Source organism: Streptomyces sp. ISL-99, assembly GCF_018614005.1.
In the GTDB taxonomy this organism is placed as follows: domain Bacteria; phylum Actinomycetota; class Actinomycetes; order Streptomycetales; family Streptomycetaceae; genus Streptomyces; species Streptomyces flavidovirens.
In genome coordinates this window covers 19,113-35,865 of the sequence record NZ_JAGGPC010000014.1, presented here as the reverse complement: position 1 = coordinate 35,865, position 16,753 = coordinate 19,113, and the positions used below count along the sequence as shown (strand labels likewise).

The 16,753-nt window shown below is 69.0% G+C and carries 16 protein-coding genes; 9 read left to right on the top strand and 7 right to left on the bottom strand.

Annotated elements, in window-relative coordinates:
- Positions 1 to 100 precede the first annotated feature (100 nt).
- The 5 genes from J7E91_RS08840 to J7E91_RS08820 all read right to left on the bottom strand — a co-directional run bounded on the left by J7E91_RS08840 (position 101) and on the right by J7E91_RS08820 (position 5,611).
- Positions 101 to 775 (bottom strand): response regulator transcription factor, encoded by a 675-nt coding sequence (locus J7E91_RS08840; protein WP_214900762.1) that lies wholly within the window; start codon positions 773 to 775, stop codon positions 101 to 103.
- A 2-nt stretch (positions 776 to 777) separates the two neighbouring features.
- Positions 778 to 2,151 (bottom strand): sensor histidine kinase, encoded by a 1,374-nt coding sequence (locus tag J7E91_RS08835; protein ID WP_374224654.1) that lies wholly within the window; start codon positions 2,149 to 2,151, stop codon positions 778 to 780.
- Positions 2,152 to 2,607: 456 nt separating this feature from the next.
- Entirely contained in the window at positions 2,608 to 3,507 is a 900-nt protein-coding gene (locus J7E91_RS08830; RefSeq protein ID WP_214900569.1) for a DUF4429 domain-containing protein, read from the bottom strand.
- A 107-nt stretch (positions 3,508 to 3,614) separates the two neighbouring features.
- Complete coding sequence (locus J7E91_RS08825; protein WP_214900568.1) at positions 3,615 to 4,826, bottom strand: alpha/beta hydrolase; 1,212 nt, start codon at positions 4,824 to 4,826, stop codon at positions 3,615 to 3,617.
- 86 nt (positions 4,827 to 4,912) lie between these two features.
- Complete coding sequence (locus J7E91_RS08820) at positions 4,913 to 5,611, bottom strand: TetR/AcrR family transcriptional regulator (protein WP_214900566.1); 699 nt, start codon at positions 5,609 to 5,611, stop codon at positions 4,913 to 4,915.
- Positions 5,612 to 5,727: 116 nt separating this feature from the next.
- Between J7E91_RS08820 and J7E91_RS08815 the strand changes: the two genes are divergently transcribed.
- The 3 genes from J7E91_RS08815 to J7E91_RS08805 all read left to right on the top strand — a co-directional run bounded on the left by J7E91_RS08815 (position 5,728) and on the right by J7E91_RS08805 (position 8,222).
- Positions 5,728 to 7,332 (top strand): MFS transporter, encoded by a 1,605-nt coding sequence (locus tag J7E91_RS08815; RefSeq protein ID WP_214900565.1) that lies wholly within the window; start codon positions 5,728 to 5,730, stop codon positions 7,330 to 7,332.
- Positions 7,333 to 7,513: 181 nt separating this feature from the next.
- Complete coding sequence (locus J7E91_RS08810) at positions 7,514 to 7,876, top strand: peptidase inhibitor family I36 protein (protein ID WP_214900760.1); 363 nt, start codon at positions 7,514 to 7,516, stop codon at positions 7,874 to 7,876.
- A gap of 82 nt (positions 7,877 to 7,958) precedes the next feature.
- Positions 7,959 to 8,222, top strand: a complete 264-nt coding sequence (locus J7E91_RS08805) for a small hydrophobic protein (protein WP_214900564.1) — start codon at positions 7,959 to 7,961, stop codon at positions 8,220 to 8,222.
- Here J7E91_RS08805 and J7E91_RS08800 read toward each other — a convergent pair.
- Together J7E91_RS08800 and aceE are read right to left on the bottom strand one after the other, a co-directional pair.
- The gene (locus tag J7E91_RS08800; protein ID WP_214900563.1) at positions 8,204 to 9,025 is read right to left on the bottom strand and encodes a potassium channel family protein; all 822 of its coding nucleotides are present in this window, start codon (positions 9,023 to 9,025) and stop codon (positions 8,204 to 8,206) included. The two genes, J7E91_RS08805 and J7E91_RS08800, sit on opposite strands and share 19 nt — an antisense overlap.
- 72 nt (positions 9,026 to 9,097) lie before the next feature.
- Positions 9,098 to 11,839: a pyruvate dehydrogenase (acetyl-transferring), homodimeric type gene (gene aceE / locus J7E91_RS08795; protein ID WP_214900562.1), complete on the bottom strand. Its 2,742-nt coding sequence runs from the start codon at positions 11,837 to 11,839 to the stop codon at positions 9,098 to 9,100.
- A 430-nt stretch (positions 11,840 to 12,269) separates the two neighbouring features.
- Between aceE and J7E91_RS08790 the strand changes: the two genes are divergently transcribed.
- From J7E91_RS08790 to J7E91_RS08765, 6 genes are all read left to right on the top strand, one after another.
- Positions 12,270 to 12,698, top strand: a complete 429-nt coding sequence (locus tag J7E91_RS08790) for a DUF3052 domain-containing protein (RefSeq protein WP_028811191.1) — start codon at positions 12,270 to 12,272, stop codon at positions 12,696 to 12,698.
- A gap of 139 nt (positions 12,699 to 12,837) precedes the next feature.
- Positions 12,838 to 13,305: a peroxiredoxin gene (locus J7E91_RS08785; protein ID WP_214900560.1), complete on the top strand. Its 468-nt coding sequence runs from the start codon at positions 12,838 to 12,840 to the stop codon at positions 13,303 to 13,305.
- Between the two features lie 136 nt (positions 13,306 to 13,441).
- Complete coding sequence (locus tag J7E91_RS08780) at positions 13,442 to 14,017, top strand: TerD family protein (protein WP_028811193.1); 576 nt, start codon at positions 13,442 to 13,444, stop codon at positions 14,015 to 14,017.
- Positions 14,018 to 14,118: 101 nt separating this feature from the next.
- A complete protein-coding gene (locus tag J7E91_RS08775) occupies positions 14,119 to 14,694 on the top strand; it encodes a TerD family protein (RefSeq protein ID WP_214900558.1) in 576 nt (191 codons plus the stop codon).
- A gap of 49 nt (positions 14,695 to 14,743) precedes the next feature.
- The gene (locus J7E91_RS08770) at positions 14,744 to 15,892 is read left to right on the top strand and encodes a DUF475 domain-containing protein (RefSeq protein ID WP_214900556.1); all 1,149 of its coding nucleotides are present in this window, start codon (positions 14,744 to 14,746) and stop codon (positions 15,890 to 15,892) included.
- Positions 15,893 to 15,999: 107 nt separating this feature from the next.
- Entirely contained in the window at positions 16,000 to 16,740 is a 741-nt protein-coding gene (locus J7E91_RS08765; protein WP_214900554.1) for a Tellurium resistance, read from the top strand.
- Positions 16,741 to 16,753: the final 13 nt, after the last annotated feature.

The window sequence follows — 16,753 nt, the reverse complement described above, 5'->3', positions numbered from 1 at the left end:
TGGGGTATGGGGGGTATGGATCGTTCCCGTTTCCGGGGAGAGAGAAGCTGCCCGGGCCCCGTCAAGGATCCCGGTCACGAACGTCCATCACGAACCCCCGTCACGACCCCGGCGAAACCAGCCCCGCCTCGTACGCGAAGATCACCGCTTGCGCGCGGTCGCGCAGGTCCAGTTTGGCCAGGATGCGGCCGATGTGCGTCTTCACCGTCTGCTCGGCAAGGACCAGCCGCCCCGCGATCTCCTGGTTCGACAGCCCCCGGGCGATCAGCTCCAGGACCTCCGTCTCGCGCGGCGTAAGCCCGTTGAGCCGCAGCGACGGGTCCTTCCGGGGAGCGGGCCGCTGCCGCGCGAAGTCCGCGATCAGACGCCGTGTCACCGACGGTGCCAGCAGCGCCTCCCCGGCCGCCACCACCCGCACCGCCGAGATCAGGTCCGTCGGCGGTGCGTCCTTCAGCAGGAATCCGGACGCCCCGGCGCGCAGCGCCTCGTACACATAGTCGTCGACGTCGAACGTGGTGAGCATCAGGACCTTCGGCCGGTGGACGACCCCGGCCGGCGGGTCCAGGAGCTCGCGTGCCGCCGCGAGCCCGTCCATCTCCGGCATCCGTACGTCCATGAGCACCACGTCGGGGTGCGCGGACCGGCTGACCTCGATCCCCTGCCGCCCGTCCGGCGCCTCACCCACCACGTCGATGTCGCTCTGCGCCGACAACAGTGCGGCGAACCCCGCCCGCACCATGGCCTGGTCGTCGACGATGATCACGCGGATGGGGATGGTCATGGGGAGGTGGAGTCCTTCGCGCCGATGGGTAGCCGGGCGGCGACCCGGAAGCCGCCGTCGGGCAGCGGGCCGGTGTCGAGCGTGCCGCCGGTCAACCGTACGCGTTCACGCATCCCGACCAGGCCGTGTCCGCCCGCCCCGCTCGCCTCCACGGGCGACGGCGGCCCGGCGGGAGGCCCGTTGACGACGAGGACGGTCAGGTCCGCGCCGTCGGAGGAGACCGAAACCCGGGCCGTGGCGCCGGGCGCGTGCCGCACGACGTTCGCCAGGGCCTCCTGCACGATCCGGAAGGCCGAAAGGTCGATGGACTGCGGCAGTCGATCCGTGCCGGCGAGGTCCGCGCCGAGAGACAGCTCGGCCGGCACCCCGGCCCGTACCGTCGCTTCGACGAGCTGCTGGAGCCGGTCGAGGCCGGGCTGCGGGGCACGCTCGCCGGTCGCGTCCTCGCTGCGCAGCACCGACAGGAGGCGCCGCATCTCGGTCAGCGACTCCCGGGCGCTCGCGGCGATGGAGGCGAACTCCTCCTGCGCCTCGGGCGAGAGACCACCGACGCGGTACGGCGCGGAGTCCGCCTGGACGGTGATGACCGACATGTGGTGGGCGACGACGTCGTGCAGTTCGCGGGCGATACGGGTGCGTTCTTCGAGCAGCGTACGGCGGGCCCGCTCGGCCTCGCTGATGGTCTCCTGCTCGACGAGCCGCCGCTGCGCCTCACCGCGCTCGCGCAGCGCGCCGCCGATCACCAGGACCACCGCGCTGAGCACGATCAGCAGGACGTTCGTACCGTTGCTCTCTTCGGGGAAGAGCCGGCCGAGAAGAAGACCGGCCGCGGCCGTGACGAGCCAGACCCCGATGAGGGCCTGGCGCGTCTCGCGAAGGGCCAGCGCGAGCATGAGGAACAGGTACGCGACGATGACGGGCGGGGTCCACGGCCAGGGGTCCCCCTTGCCGAGCCCGTCGAGGACGAACAGTCCGCCGACGACATCGGCGGGCAGGATGATCCACCAGGCCTGGAGCGGCCGGTGGGCGATCATCAGCAGCGGAACGGTCTGGGCGGCGGCAATGGCCCCGGCGAGCCCGCCGGGGACGCCGTAGGCGGTGGTGAGGACGTTGATCGTGACGGGGAGGAAGGTGGCGACGAGGGCGATCACCACGGCGTACGGCACCAACCGCTGCCACCGCTTCGGGGCGTCGGCGAACAGGGGTGTCGGCGCGTGGGAGGGGTGCGAGACGGCGTGCCCGAGAGTACGCAGGTTGCGCCGCCCGGCGCTGATGAGGCCGTCGGCGGGGGGCTGGGGCGGGCCCGGGGGAACGGAAGTTTCGGTCATGGCCCGGCCAGCGTAGGCAGGAGACCGCCGCACGGGCGTCATACCGGGGTCCGGACCCCGAGGTCACACCCAGGTACGAGACACCGCGCGGGCGCCGCGAAATTCAGCCGTCCGGCGTGCCGGACCGAGCCGGTGCCGGGTGGGCCGGTGCCGGGTGGGCCGGGCCCGGCGCGTGAGGGCCGTGAACCTGCCCCATGCGGCGCGGAATTCAGCCGTTCGGCGTGCCGGACCGAGCCGTTGCCGAGCCCGGCCCCGTGCCGGTCATGAACCCACGCCCTGCGCCGCGCAATTCAGCCCGTCCGGCGTTTGAGGACCGGGGTCCGGGGCAGAGCCCCGGTTTCGGGAAGGGGCGGGGAGGGGCACAGCCCCGCAGGGCCGCCCGACCCCGGTCGCGCCCCTCGCCACCGCCCGCGCCGCCGGCGAGAGGCCCGGCTCAGCCGACCGACCCGGAACTCCGCCCGCCCGCGCCAGCCCCCCCCCGCGCCCCCCCGCCACCACCTAAAGCTCCGCCAGCAGCTCCGCCTTCTTCGCGGTGAACTCCTCGTCCGTGACCAGGCCCGCCTCGCGCAGGTCGCCGAGGTGGCGTATCCGCTCGGCGATGTCGGCGGGGTCGCGCCGCGCCGCGACGGGCACCGGCACGGCATGGGCCGGCGCCGGGTCCGGCGGGGCCGCGCTCCCCGTGCGTACCGCACCGAGTACCGCCGCGGCGAACGGCAGGGACTCGTGCACCGGCCCGTACCCGAGCCCGAAGACGACGGCCGCCGGATCCTGGTCGGCCTGGGCCGACTGAGGCGGCGGCGGAAACGCGGTCAGGCCGCTGTCGCGCCGCAGCAGCCGCAGATACCCGTCGAAGACGTCGGGGGAGCGCCACTCGACGCCGTTCAGCTCCTGGATGTGGAAATTCTGGTCGCCCGCCTTCCACTTGGCGGAGGACGCCCCCGTCCAGAACCAGCGGAAGGAGACCCGCGACCCGTCGAAGGACGCCTTGCCGTCGTACGCCTTGAAGTGCAGCGGCGCCTGCGGGGCGGCCACCAGGAACTTCTCGGCGGGCACCTTCGCCTCGGGGGTCAGCAGGGCGCGCAGCTCGTCGCCGTAGTACTCCGCGAGGGTCTCCCGCTCGGCGGGCAGCACCAGCCGGTACGGGTCGGAACCGTCCCGCAGCTGACCGGCCGCGGCCTCCATCAGCGGGTCGGCGCCGGGTCTTGGGATCGCGTGCAGAACGACTGTGCCGCGCTTCCCCGGCGTCAGAGTCACCGACGCCAGCGCCTCGTGCGGGATGCGTCTTTCGCCGAGCGCCTGGAACAGCTTCGGCGTGCGGATCCCCCGTTCGAAGCGGATGAGCACGGAGTCGCTTTCGAACTCCCAGGTGGCATGAATTCCGGCCAGCACATCACCCATGCGGTTCATCGTATGCGGCGCGCGCCCGCGCGTCGCCCCTCGGTGCCGGGCGCGACGTTCCGGCTATGCTCCGGCCGCGCTCCGGTCGCCACGAGGTTCTACGCGCGTCAGTTCGCTTCCGCGCCGGAAATTCCACTCCGGCAGGCCTCGCCGTCGCCCGCGCAGCTCACCGTTGAGTACGAGCCGACGCCTATCCCCGCGAAGTTGCTGAGACTTGTCGTCCCCGGCTCGAAATAGCCCGCGTGCCCCACCGCACCGGTCGCCGAGAAGACCCGCGCCCCGAATTCCGGCGTCACCGGATCCGCGCCGTGGCCGAGCCCGCCGACCTCCAGGTACGGCACGTCCTGGATCCAGTCGTCGCGGTCCCGGGTGGCCCACACCCGCGCCCCGGTGCGCAGTTCCTCCGCGCTCTCGACCCGCATGCCGGGACTGCCGGCGACCGCGATGTCCGAGACCCTGGACGGCAGCGCGGGGGCGGCGACGCCGCACACCACCGAGCCGTAGCTGTGGCAGAAGAGCGACACCGTCGAGTCGCCGGGCAGGGCGCGCACGAGGGAGTCGAGCCGCTTCGAGCCGTCCCTGGCCAGTCGGCCGATGGCCGCGTCCATGCCGACGCCGACGGGCGAGGTGTAGTCCGCCCAGGCGATGACGGCGGTTCGGGTACGGGGCGACGCGGCGCGCTCGGCGGCGTACAGCGACTTCGCCATGCCGACCGGCGCGGTGTACTGCCGGCGGGTCCGCTCGAAGTTGACCACATTGGTGTCGACGCCGGGAACGACGACCGAGACCCGCTCGGCGCGCCCGAGGTCACCGAAGACCTCGGCGACCTGACCCGAGCCGACGGGGTCGAAGGCGAGGATCTGCCGCCCCTCGCCCATCAGCGACTCGAAGCGACGCATCCTGCGCTCCGCCGTCTGCCGGCCCGCGGGGGTGAGCCGTTCGTCCTGCATACGCTCCCGCTCGACCCCGCGCTCCTGGGCGAGAGCCAAGTGGTTGGCCCGGTAGCGGAGGGTGAGCGGGACGCCGTCCAGATTGCCGACGACCAGCGGGTAGCGGTCGACGAGGCGGGTGCGCTGGGAGGCGGTGAGGCCGGCGAAGAAGCGGGCGAGCCGGTCGGGCGCGGAGGTGATCTCCGGCAGCGCGCGACCGTCGATGCCGTCCCGCGCCCAGGCGGCCAACGACGCGGTCCGGAGGTCGGAGTCGCCCTTGTGGTGGCGTATCGCGGTCCAGCCCGTGGTGGCCAGCAGGACGAACACCACGGCGAGAGCGAGTAGCGTGCGCCATGCGTTGAGGGTGGGGGAGGAGTCGAAGGAAGTCACTGCTGGCCACCCTAGGAGAAGCCCGGGGCTCCCCGCGAAATCCGTGACGCACATCACGTTTCAGCCCGAGAATGGCTGAGGCTCCGTCACGCTTCGTGTGCGCCGGGCGCGTCCGGCGTACGCGCGGGGGCGCGCCAGTCCGCTGCGAGCGCCGGTTCCAGGTGGTCCAGGTAGAGCGCGGTCAGCGTTCTGATCGACTCCATGCTGGTGTCCTCGCCCTGCCCCCACAGCCGCCCCGTCACCCGCATGACGCCGTGGAACGCCGCGACGGCGATACGCGGCCGCGGGTCTGCGTCCAGGTCGAGCCCCTCGCGGTCGGCGATGATCCGGGCGGTCCGCTCCTCCAGCTCGGTGGAGCGGCGCAGATGGGCGGCGAGCAGGGCGGGCGTCGACTCGATCATCAGGTAGGTGCGCATGTGCAGTTCGACCGGTACGAGGGCTTCGATCGCCTCGCCGATGGTGTCCCACGAGACGAGGACCGCGTTGCGCATGGCGGCGAACGGCCGCTCCTGCGCGGGGCGCGCGCGCAGCTCCGCCACGAAGTGCGACTCCACCATCTCCTGGACGGCGAAGGCGACTTCCTCCTTGCTGGCGAAGTAACGGAAGAAGGTGCGCTGGGAGACCTCGACCGCGTCGGCGATCTCGTCGACGGTCGTGTGCTCGTACCCCTGCGTGGTGAAGAGTTCGAGCGCGACCCGCAGCAGGGCGTCGCGAGTGCGCTGCTTCTTGCGCTCGCGCAGTCCCGTCGTCGCGGTCGGCTCGGTAGCCACCTGCTGCTCGGTCATTCGTAGGTACGCCTCTTCGCCGTTTGTCCAGCTCAGAATACCCTGTGAGCTATGTGACAGTTACCGGCTAGTGAATTCGTTTGTCAACTGTCAGTGGCTGTCATTAGCCTCTTCGTATGACTAGTCAGACCACCATCGACAAGGCGCCGCCGCCGCAGGATCCCGCGCCCGCGCAGGCCAAGGGGCTCCGTGGCCACCCCTGGGCGACGCTCTTCACCGTTGCGGTCGGCGTGATGATGGTCGCGCTCGACGGCACGATCGTCGCGATCGCCAACCCCGCCATCGCCAAGGACCTCGGCACCTCCATGGCCGGCGTCCAGTGGATCACCAACGGTTACCTCCTCGCGCTCGCCGTCGCCCTCATCACGGCGGGCAAGCTCGGTGACCGCTTCGGCCACCGCCAGACCTTCCTCATAGGCGTGGCGGGCTTCGCGCTCGCCTCCGGCGCCATCGGGTTCTCCGAGAACGTCAGCCTGGTCGTCGCCTTCCGCGTGCTCCAGGGCCTCTTCGGCGCGCTTCTGATGCCGGCCGCGCTCGGCCTGCTGCGCGCCACCTTCCCCGCCGAGAAGCTCAACATGGCGATCGGCATCTGGGGCATGGTCATCGGTGCCTCCACCGCCGGCGGCCCGATCGTCGGCGGTCTGCTCGTCGAGCACGTCAACTGGCAGTCGGTCTTCTTCATCAATGTGCCGGTCGGCGTCATCGCGCTCGTACTCGGCCTGGTGTTCCTCGTGGACCACCGCGCGGAGAACGCCCCGAAGTCCTTCGACATCCCCGGCATCCTGCTGCTCTCGGGCGGCATGTTCGCGCTGATCCTGGCCCTCATCAAGGGCTCGGAGTGGGGCTGGGGCGGTACGCGGACGCTGCTCTTCCTTGCGGCGGCGGTCGTCCTCTTCGTCCTCTTCGCCTTCTGGGAGACGAAGGTCAAGGAACCGCTCATTCCGCTGGGGATGTTCAAGTCCGTACCGCTGTCCGCCGGTACGGTCCTGATGGTGCTGATGGCGTTCGCCTTCATGGGCGGGCTCTTCTTCGTCACCTTCTATCTCCAGAACGTGCACGGCATGAGCCCCGTCGACAGCGGCCTGCACCTGCTGCCGCTGACGGCCATGATGATCGTCTCCTCGCCGCTCGCCGGCGTCCTCATCACGAAGTTCGGTCCGCGCGTCCCGCTGGTCGGCGGCATGGTCTTCACCGCCGTCGCGATGTTCGGCATGTCCACCATGACTACGGACACCGGCACCCTCCCGATGTCGATCTGGCTGGGCCTGCTCGGTCTCGGCCTCGCCCCGGTCATGGTCGGCGCCACCGAGGTCATCGTCGGCAACGCCCCGCTGGAGCTCTCCGGTGTGGCGGGCGGCCTCCAGCAGGCGGCCATGCAGGTCGGCGGCGCGCTCGGTACGGCGGTTCTGGGCGCGGTCATGGCGGCCAGGGTCGACACCGACCTCCCGGCGAACTGGGCCGGCGCGAAGCTCCCACCGCTGACGCCCGAGCAGCTCGACGGGGCCTCCGCGGTGATCGAGATGGGCGGCGCCCCGGTCACGAAGGACACTCCGCCGCAGGCCGTCGAGGCCATCACCTCGGTCGCGCATGACACGTTCGTGTCGGGCATGGGCCTCGCCTTCACCGTCGCCGGCGCGGTCGCGGTGGTCGCGGCGCTGGTCGCGACCCTTACGAAGCGCGGCGAGAACGCGGAGGCGGGTGCGGGCGGAGCCCACATCTGACGCCGGCCGACGTCAACCTGGTGCGTACGACAGCCCCGCCGGACGGTTCCGGCGGGGCTGTCGCCTATCCGGGTGGATCCGCCCCGGGCATCTTCCGCCACGGCGTTCGCGCAGCTCAGTGTGGGGCCAACTGATCCACACGACACGGGGGTTGATTCCGATGCGCACGACCGTTCCGATGATGCGTACGACCGTCCTCGCGGCCGGGGCCCTGGCCCTCACCGCACTGCTGCCGCAGCCCGCCCAGGCCGGGCCGCCGCGCCTCGGGGCCTGCTCGGCCGGCGAGCTCTGCCTCTGGGCGAAGCCGGACTTCAAGGGCGGCCGCCAGGCCCATGAACTGTCCGGCCTCGACATCGAGAGCTGCGTCCCGCTCCCGCCCGGCACCGACGCCCAGGCCGTCGCCAACCGCACGGGCCGGCCCGTCACCACGTACCAGTCGGCGGAGTGCGCGGAGACCGGCGAGTTCGAGACCTACCCGGGCGGCGGGACCTGGGTGCCCCGGTCGCCGTACCGCGTGCGGGCCTTCAAAGTGTGGGAGAACTGAGGGGGATGCGCGCCGGAAAGCGGGGCAACCGGTGGTCAAGCCCGGATCACACGAATTCCAGGGCACGACCTAGGGAGTGACCATGGCGAGCAACAGCCGCGCACACAGCCCGTCCAACACCAGCACCCTCAGCTGGATCTCGCTCATCTGCGGCATCGTCGGCTTCTTCACCTTCGGCATCGTCCTCGGTCCGGTCGCGCTGATCACCGGCTGGATCGCCATGGGCAAGCGCTTCAACAGCGGCAACGTGCCCGCCATGATCGGCTTCATACTCGGCCTGATCATTACCGTCCTCGCGGTCGTCGCGCTGATAGGCGGCGCCGCCGTCTACGGCATGTCGATCTGACGCGCCTGCTCCGAACGCCGCGGCGAGGGGGCCGCCCGCACGGGCGGCCCCTCACCCGTGCCGTGCGCCGGGACCGGCGCCCCCGACGTGAGCTCCGAGACCTGCGCCCGCAGGGCCCGCACCTCCGCCGTGAGCAGCTCGATCGCCGCCGTCTGACGGCGCTCCTCGACGTCGTCCCGATCGAAGCGGGAGATGAACCAGGCCGCGATGTTCGCGGTCACGACACCGAGCAGCGCGATCCCCGAGAGCATCAGGCCCACCGCCAGCACCCGCCCGAGCCCGGTCGTCGGCGAGTGGTCGCCGTACCCCACCGTCGTCATCGTGGTGAACGACCACCACACGGCGTCACCCAGTGTCTTGATGTTCCCGTCGGGGGAGTCCCGCTCGACCTCCAGCACGGCCAGCGACCCGAACATCAGCAGGCCGACGACCGCGCCCCCGACGTACGTCGTGAGCCGAATCTGGGGTGCCATCCTGGCCCGCCTGCCGACCAGCAGCAGCGTGGAGACGAGCCGCAGGAGCTGGAGGGGCCGCAGCAGCGGCAGCAGAACCGCGAGCAGGTCCAGCGGATGGCTGCGGACGAACAGCCGCTTGCTGGGCGACAGCGACAGCCGTACGACGTAGTCCAGGGCGAACGCGCCCCACACCACCCACTCGGTCACCAAGCAGACCTCGCGCACCACACCGTTGGCGTCGGGCGCCACTATCGGGACCGCGTACGCCAGGGCAAAGGCCCCCGCCAGCCCCAGCAGGAACCCCTGTGTGCGCTGTTCCCACCGGATCTGCGCCGTCTGCACGTTCATGCCCGCATCGTAAGGAACGCCGAAGGGCGGTGAGACTCTCGGGTCTCACCGCCCTTCGCACGGACAGACCTGTTACGCGTCGCCCCCGGCCGCACCGGGATCGGCCGCCGTCACGTCGAGCAGCTGGTAGCGGTCGACGGCCTGCTTCAGCGCCGAGCGGTCGATCTTGCCGTCCTTGGCGAGCTCGGTGAGCACCGCCAGGACGATCGACTGCGCGTCGATGTGGAAGTAGCGGCGGGCCGCTCCCCGCGTGTCGGCGAAGCCGAAGCCGTCCGCGCCGAGCGAGGTGTATGTACCAGGCACCCAGCGAGAAATCTGGTCCGGAACCGAACGCATCCAGTCGGAAACCGCCACGAACGGACCCTGCGCGCCGGAGAGCTTCTGCGTCACGTACGGGACGCGCATCTCCTCCTCCGGGTGGAGCAGGTTGTACTCCTCCGCCGAGACCGCGTCGCGGCGCAGCTCGTTCCAGGAGGTCGCGGACCAGACGTCGGCCTTGACGTTCCACTCGTCGGCGAGGATCCGCTGAGCCTCGACCGCCCACGGCACCGCCACACCGGAGGCCATGATCTGGGCCGGAACTGCGCCCTTCTCGCCCTCCTTGAAGCGGTAGATGCCCTTGAGGATGCCTTCGGCGTCGACGTTCTCGGGCTCCGCAGGGTGCTGGATCGGCTCGTTGTAGACGGTCAGGTAGTAGAAGATGTCCTCGTTCTCGTCGGCGGTCCCGCCGTACATCCTCTTCAGACCGTCCTGCACGATGTGCGCGATCTCGTACCCGAACGCCGGGTCGTACGACACACAGCCCGGGTTCGTCGAGGCGAGCAGCTGCGAGTGCCCGTCCGCGTGCTGGAGGCCCTCACCGGTCAGCGTCGTACGGCCGGCGGTCGCGCCCAGGACGAATCCGCGTGCGAGCTGGTCGGCCATCTGCCAGAACTGGTCACCGGTGCGCTGGAACCCGAACATCGAGTAGAAGACGTACACCGGGATCAGCGGCTCGCCGTGCGTCGCGTACGCCGAACCCGCGGCGATCAGGGACGCCGTGCAGCCCGCCTCGGAGATGCCGTCGTGCAGCATCTGACCGGTCGGCGACTCCTTGTACGCGAGCAGCAGATCGCGGTCGACCGCCTCGTACTGCTGACCCAGCGGGTTGTAGATCTTCGCGCTCGGGAAGAACGCGTCCATACCGAAGGTGCGGTACTCGTCGGGCGCGATCAGCACGAAACGCTTGCCGATCTCCTTGTCCCGCATGAGGTCCTTCAGCACGCGCACGAACGCCATGGTCGTGGCGATCGACTGCTGACCGGAGCCCTTCTTCGCAGCCGCGTACGTCTTCTCGGCCGGGAGCGGCAGCGGCTTCGCCCGGACGACACGCGTCGGTACGTACCCGCCCAGCGCGTTGCGCCGGTCGTGCATGTACTGGATCTCCTCGGACTGACGGCCCGGGTGGTAGTACGGCGGGTAGCCCTCGTCCAGCTGCTTGTCCGTGATCGGGATGTGCAGCCGGTCGCGGAAGCGCTTGAGGTCCTCGACCGTCAGCTTCTTCATCTGGTGGGTCGCGTTGCGGCCCTCGAAGTTCGGGCCCAGCGTCCAGCCCTTGACGGTCTGGGCGAGGATCACGGTCGGCTGGCCCTTGTGCGCCTTGGCCGCCGCGTACGCCGCGTACACCTTCTTGTGGTCGTGACCGCCGCGGCCCAGGTGCAGGATCTGGTCGTCGGTCATGTTCTCGACCATGGCGCGCAGCCGGTGGTCGTCACCGAAGAAGTGGTTGCGGATGTACGCGCCCGTCTCCGTCGCGTACGTCTGGAACTGACCGTCGGGTGTCGTGTTGAGCTTGTTGACCAGCACACCGTCGCGGTCCTGCGCGAGCAGCGGGTCCCAGCTCCGGTCCCAGACCAGCTTGATCACATTCCAGCCGGCGCCGCGGAACTGCGACTCCAGCTCCTGGATGACCTTGCCGTTGCCGCGCACCGGGCCGTCGAGGCGCTGGAGGTTGCAGTTGACGACGAAGGTCAGGTTGTCCAGGCCCTCACGGGCGGCGATGGACAGCTGGCCGAGCGACTCGGGCTCGTCCATCTCGCCGTCGCCGAGGTACGCCCAGACATGCGACTTCGAGGTGTCGGCGATGCCGCGCGCCTCCATGTAGCGGTTCATCCGCGCCTGGTAGATCGCGCCGAGGGGGCCGAGGCCCATCGAGACGGTCGGGAACTCCCAGAAGTCCGGCATGAGCCGCGGGTGCGGGTACGACGACAGACCGTAGGGAGCCTTCGACTTCTCCTGGCGGAAGGCGTCGAGCTGCTGCTCGCTCAGCCGGTCAAGCAGGAACGCGCGGGCGTAGATACCGGGGGACGCGTGCCCCTGGAAGAAGATCTGGTCGCCGCCGTCGCCCTCGTCCTTGCCGCGGAAGAAGTGGTTGAAGCCCACGTCGTACAGCGAGGCGGAAGAGGCGAAGGTGGCGATGTGGCCGCCCACACCGATCCCCGGACGCTGCGCGCGCGAGACCATCACGGCCGCGTTCCAGCGGGTCGCGTTGAGGACCTTGCGCTCGATCTCCTCGTTGCCGGGGAAGAACGGCTCGTCCTTGGTGGCGATCGTGTTGACGTAGTCCGTGCTGCGCATCTCGGGGACGGCCACACGCTTCTCTCGCGCGCGCTCGATGAGGCGGAGCATCAGGTAGCGGGCGCGCTCACGGCCCCGCTCGTCGACGGCGGCGTCGAGGGAGTCGAGCCATTCCTGGGTCTCTTCAGGATCGAAGTCCGGGACCTGGCTCGGAAGGCCGCCAATGATGATCGGATTACGATCGGATCCGGAAGCCACGCTGTTCCTTCGCTGGTTGGGTTTGGGGGTGTCGCGCCGCCTCCATCGTGTACCCCGGAATCGCAAACGTCATCTCTACCGAGGGGTAACCACCGCTCGGTGAGAGGCTCGGCGTCAGCCCGGGGATGGGTCCGGCCAAATCGCAACCTTACGCCCAGCGCGTTTATGCGTTCCGTAAGGCTGTTCGGGACTGAATGGCCCACCGAAGCCGCGTAGGCTTACAAAGGTGTCGCAATGGTGTGGGATGGATCACCGAACCCTTCTCCGGCCGGGTCTGGAGTTGCGGTGAACCGGCCCCATCCGTCACCGTTTCGGCTGTCTCCACGGCCGGGTACTTGCGCGATCGGTCCCGCACGTGTGGACTACGGCCAACGTCCACGCACGCGCGTGGGCTGAAGGCATCCCCCAAAACATGATCAGGAGGCAATCCGTGAGCGCGACCGCGGACCACGCGGAGGAGCGGACCAACCCGGCAGTACGCCTGGGGTTCGTGCCCGGACAGGTGGTCCAGGAGATCGGCTACGACGACGACGTCGAGCAGGAACTCCGTGAGGGCATTGAGGCGATCACCGGCCAGGAAATCGTCGACGAGGACTATGACGACGTCGCTGACGTCGTTCTTCTCTGGTTCCGTGACGAGGACGGCGACCTTACGGACGCGCTGGTGGACGCCATTGGTCTGCTTGAGGAAGGCGGCGTCGTACTGCTGCTGACTCCGAAGACCGGCCGCGACGGCTACGTCGAGCCCAGCGACATCAGCGAGGCCGCCCAGACGGCAGGTCTGTCCCAGACCAAGACCTTCAGCGCGGGTAAGGACTGGAGCGCCGGCCGGCTGGTGACCCCCAAGGGCAAGCGCTGAGCCACCGCCGCGTCCGAGCAGACTCCTCATGAGCAGGCTGCGCCCAAGGCGAAACAGGGTCCCCATCGACGTCTGTCGGCGGGGACCCTGTGCGTAGGCTGGCCCGGACACAAACGGCCCAATGAGGGGATACGCATCCATGGCGATCGAGGTCGGCAGCCCGGCCCCGGACTTCGAGCTGAAGGACAACCACGGCCGGACCGTGCGACTGTCCGAGTTCCGGATCCCCGGCGACGCCAGGAACGTGGTGCTGCTGTTCTACCCGTTCGCCTTCACCGGTGTCTGTACGGGCGAGCTGCGCGCGCTGCGCGACGAAATGCCGAAGTTCGTCAATGACGACGTACAGCTGCTCGCCGTGTCCACCGACTCCATCCACACCCTGCGCGTCTACGCCGAGCAGGAGGGGTTCGAGTACCCGCTGCTGTCGGACTTCTGGCCGCACGGTGAGGTCTCGCGGGCGTACGGCGTCTTCGACGAGGACAAGGGCTGCGCGGTGCGCGGCACCTTCGTCATCGACAAGGAGGGCGTGGTGCGCTGGACCGTCGTCAACGGCCTGCCCGACGCCCGTGACCTGAACGACTACCTCAAGGTGCTCGACACTCTCTGAGCCAGTCGCCGGACGCCCGAAAAATCGGGACACCGGGCATGCTGCGTACGGGAACCGGTCACTAGGATCGACTCGTTGATCCGATGCCAGCGCATTACGGGGGGCTCTCGGCCCCTCAACACTCATGGGAGGACTCGTGGGAGTCAGCCTCAGCAAGGGCGGCAACGTCTCGCTGACCAAGGCCGCCCCCAACCTGACCGCGGTCATCGTCGGTCTCGGCTGGGATGCTCGTACCACCACCGGGGGTGACTTCGACCTCGACGCCAGCGCTCTGCTGACCAACGCTGAGGGCAAGGTCACCAACGACGCGAACTTCGTTTTCTTCAACAACCTCAAGAGCCCCGACGGCTCCGTCGAGCACACCGGTGACAACACCACCGGTGAGGGCGAGGGCGACGACGAGGTCATCAAGGTGAACCTGGCCGGTGTCCCGGCCGACGTCGCCAAGATCGTGTTCCCGGTCTCGATCTACGAGGCCGAGGCGAGGCAGCAGAGCTTCGGCCAGGTCCGCAACGCGTACATCCGCGTCGTGAACCAGGCCGACAACACGGAGCTGGCGCGCTACGACCTGAGCGAGGACGCCTCGACCGAGACCGCGATGGTCTTCGGCGAGCTGTACCGCAACCAGGCGGAGTGGAAGTTCCGGGCCATCGGCCAGGGTTACGCCTCGGGCCTGCGCGGCATCGCGCAGGACTTCGGCGTGAACGTCTGAGCGAGCCCCTCCTTCCGCCGTCCGGCGCCGCGCACGAACGTGCGGCGCCGGACGCGTCGCCTCACCACCCATTTCCGTACCACCGGGGAGGAAGCAAGATCATGGGCGTCACGCTCGCCAAGGGAGGCAACGTCTCCCTCTCCAAGGCCGCACCGAACCTCACCCAGGTGCTGGTCGGGCTCGGCTGGGATGCGCGCTCCACCACCGGAGCCCCCTTCGACCTCGATGCCAGCGCGCTGCTGTGCCAGAACGGCCGGGTGCTCGGCGACGAGTACTTCGTCTTCTACAACAACCTCAAGAGCCCCGAGGGCTCGGTCGAGCACACCGGCGACAACCTGACCGGTGAGGGCGACGGCGACGACGAGTCGATGATCATCGACCTCACCCTGGTGCCCGAGAACTGCGACAAGATCATTTTTCCGGTCTCGATCCATGACGCCGACCATCGCGGACAGACGTTCGGCCAGGTCAGCAACGCCTTCATCCGAGTGGTGAACCAGGCCGACGGTCAGGAGCTGGCCCGTTACGACCTCTCCGAGGACGCCTCCAGCGAGACCGCGATGATCTTCGGTGAGGTGTACCGGTACGGCGGAGAATGGAAGTTCCGAGCCGTTGGGCAGGGGTATGCGTCGGGTCTGCGAGGCATCGCCCTAGACTTCGGGGTCAATGTTTCGTAAAGCCGCGCACGGCGCGGGGGAGACCCGTACTTACACGATGGGGTAGCCAGTGGTTCTGAAAACCTTCGGCTGGTCGTTTGCCGTCACGGCACTCGGACTGGCTTTCGCCGCCTGGCAGTGGGGGTGGGAGGCGTTCGGGATCGTACTGATCCTGTCGATCCTCGAAATCTCACTGTCCTTCGACAACGCCGTCGTCAACGCCGGAATCCTGAAGAAGATGAATGCCTTCTGGCAGAAGATCTTCCTCACGATCGGCATCCTGATCGCCGTCTTCGGTATGCGGCTGGTCTTCCCTGTCGCCATCGTCGCGATCAGCGCCAAGGTCGGCCCCATCGAGGCGATTCAGCTCGCGATGGACAAGCCCCAGCAGTACGAAGCCCTGGTCACGGACGCCCACCCGGCGATCGCGGCCTTCGGTGGGATGTTCCTGCTCATGATCTTCCTGGACTTCATCTTCGAGGACCGGGACATCAAGTGGCTGGGCTGGCTGGAGCGCCCGCTGGCCAAGCTCGGCAAGGTCGACATGCTGTCGGTCTGCATCGCGCTCATCGTCCTGCTCCTCACGGCGATGACCTTCGCGACACACGCGCACACCAGCACGGGATACCAGGACAAGTCGACCACGGTGCTGCTCTCCGGCGTCGCCGGCCTGATCACGTACCTCGTCGTCGGTGGTCTCTCCAGCCACTTCGAGAACAAGATCGAGGAAGAAGAGGAACGCGAGCACGAGGAGGAGGAGAAGGCCAAGGCGGAGGGCAAGGACGTGTCCGCCGTCGGCCTGGCCGGCAAGGCCGCGTTCTTCCTCTTCCTCTACCTGGAAGTCCTCGACGCCTCGTTCTCGTTCGACGGTGTCATCGGTGCCTTCGCCATCACGAACCACATCTTCTGGATGGCGCTCGGCCTCGGTATCGGCGCGATGTACGTACGTTCGCTGACGGTCTACCTGGTCCGCCAGGGCACCCTCGACGACTACGTCTACCTGGAGCACGGCGCGCACTACGCGATCGGCGCGCTCGCGGCCATCCTGCTGATCACCATCGAGCACCAGATCAGCGAGTTCATCACCGGTCTCGTCGGCGTCTTCCTGATCGCCGCCTCGTTCTGGTCCTCGATTCGCCGCAACAAGGCGCTCGCGGCCGCCGAGGGCGGCGACGGGCCGGCTTCGGGCGACAAGACTGAGGTCCAGTCCGGGGTGTGACCTCGTAGGGATTGAGGAACGCTCTGAGCGGGGCGGTCACGAGGCGTCGGCCTCGGGGCCGCCCCGCTGCCGTGCGTGGCGGCTCTCACGAGACACCTGGGGGTGGGATGGCTATCTGGGACAGCCTGCGGCGGGACAGGTTCGCGGAGCAGTTCGCGTCCGCCAATGCCGCGGCCAACGCGATCGAACTGACCAAGCGGAACCCGTCGGTCTCGCTCACCAAGCAGGGCGCGACCACCGGAAATCTGCGCGTCAACCTCTCCTGGCGGATGCGTACTTCGGACATCGGGGGCAAACAGCGGCGCAGTGGCAGTCTGCTGCGCCGGCCGTTCAAGTTCTTCCAGCCGGAACTGGTACAGGCGCACACTCAGGGCGTGGTCAACGTCGACCTGGACCTGGGCTGCCTCTACGAGCTGGTGGACGGCACCAAGGGCGTCGTACAGCCGCTGGGCAGCTTCTTCGGGAGCCTGAACGCGCCGCCGTACGTCAAGCTCAGCGGCGACGACCGTTTCGGCGCCCCGTCGGGCGAGACGATCTACGTGAACCTCGACCACCGCGAGGAAATCAAGCGGCTGCTCGTCTTCGTCTACATCTACGACCAGACGCCGGCCTTCGACCGTACACACGCCGTGGTGACGCTCTTCCCGAGCAATGGCCCGCGGATCGAGATCGAACTGGACGAGGACGCCCCACAGGCACGCTCGTGCGCCGTCTTCACCGTCGAGAACGTCAAGGGCGACCTGGTGGTGCGCCGGGAGGTGAAGTTCGTCTACGGCTTCCAGGCGGAACTGGACCGGCTGTACGGGTGGGGCCTGCAGTGGGGCCGGGGCTACAAGACGAAGACGTGACGGGGGAGGGCGC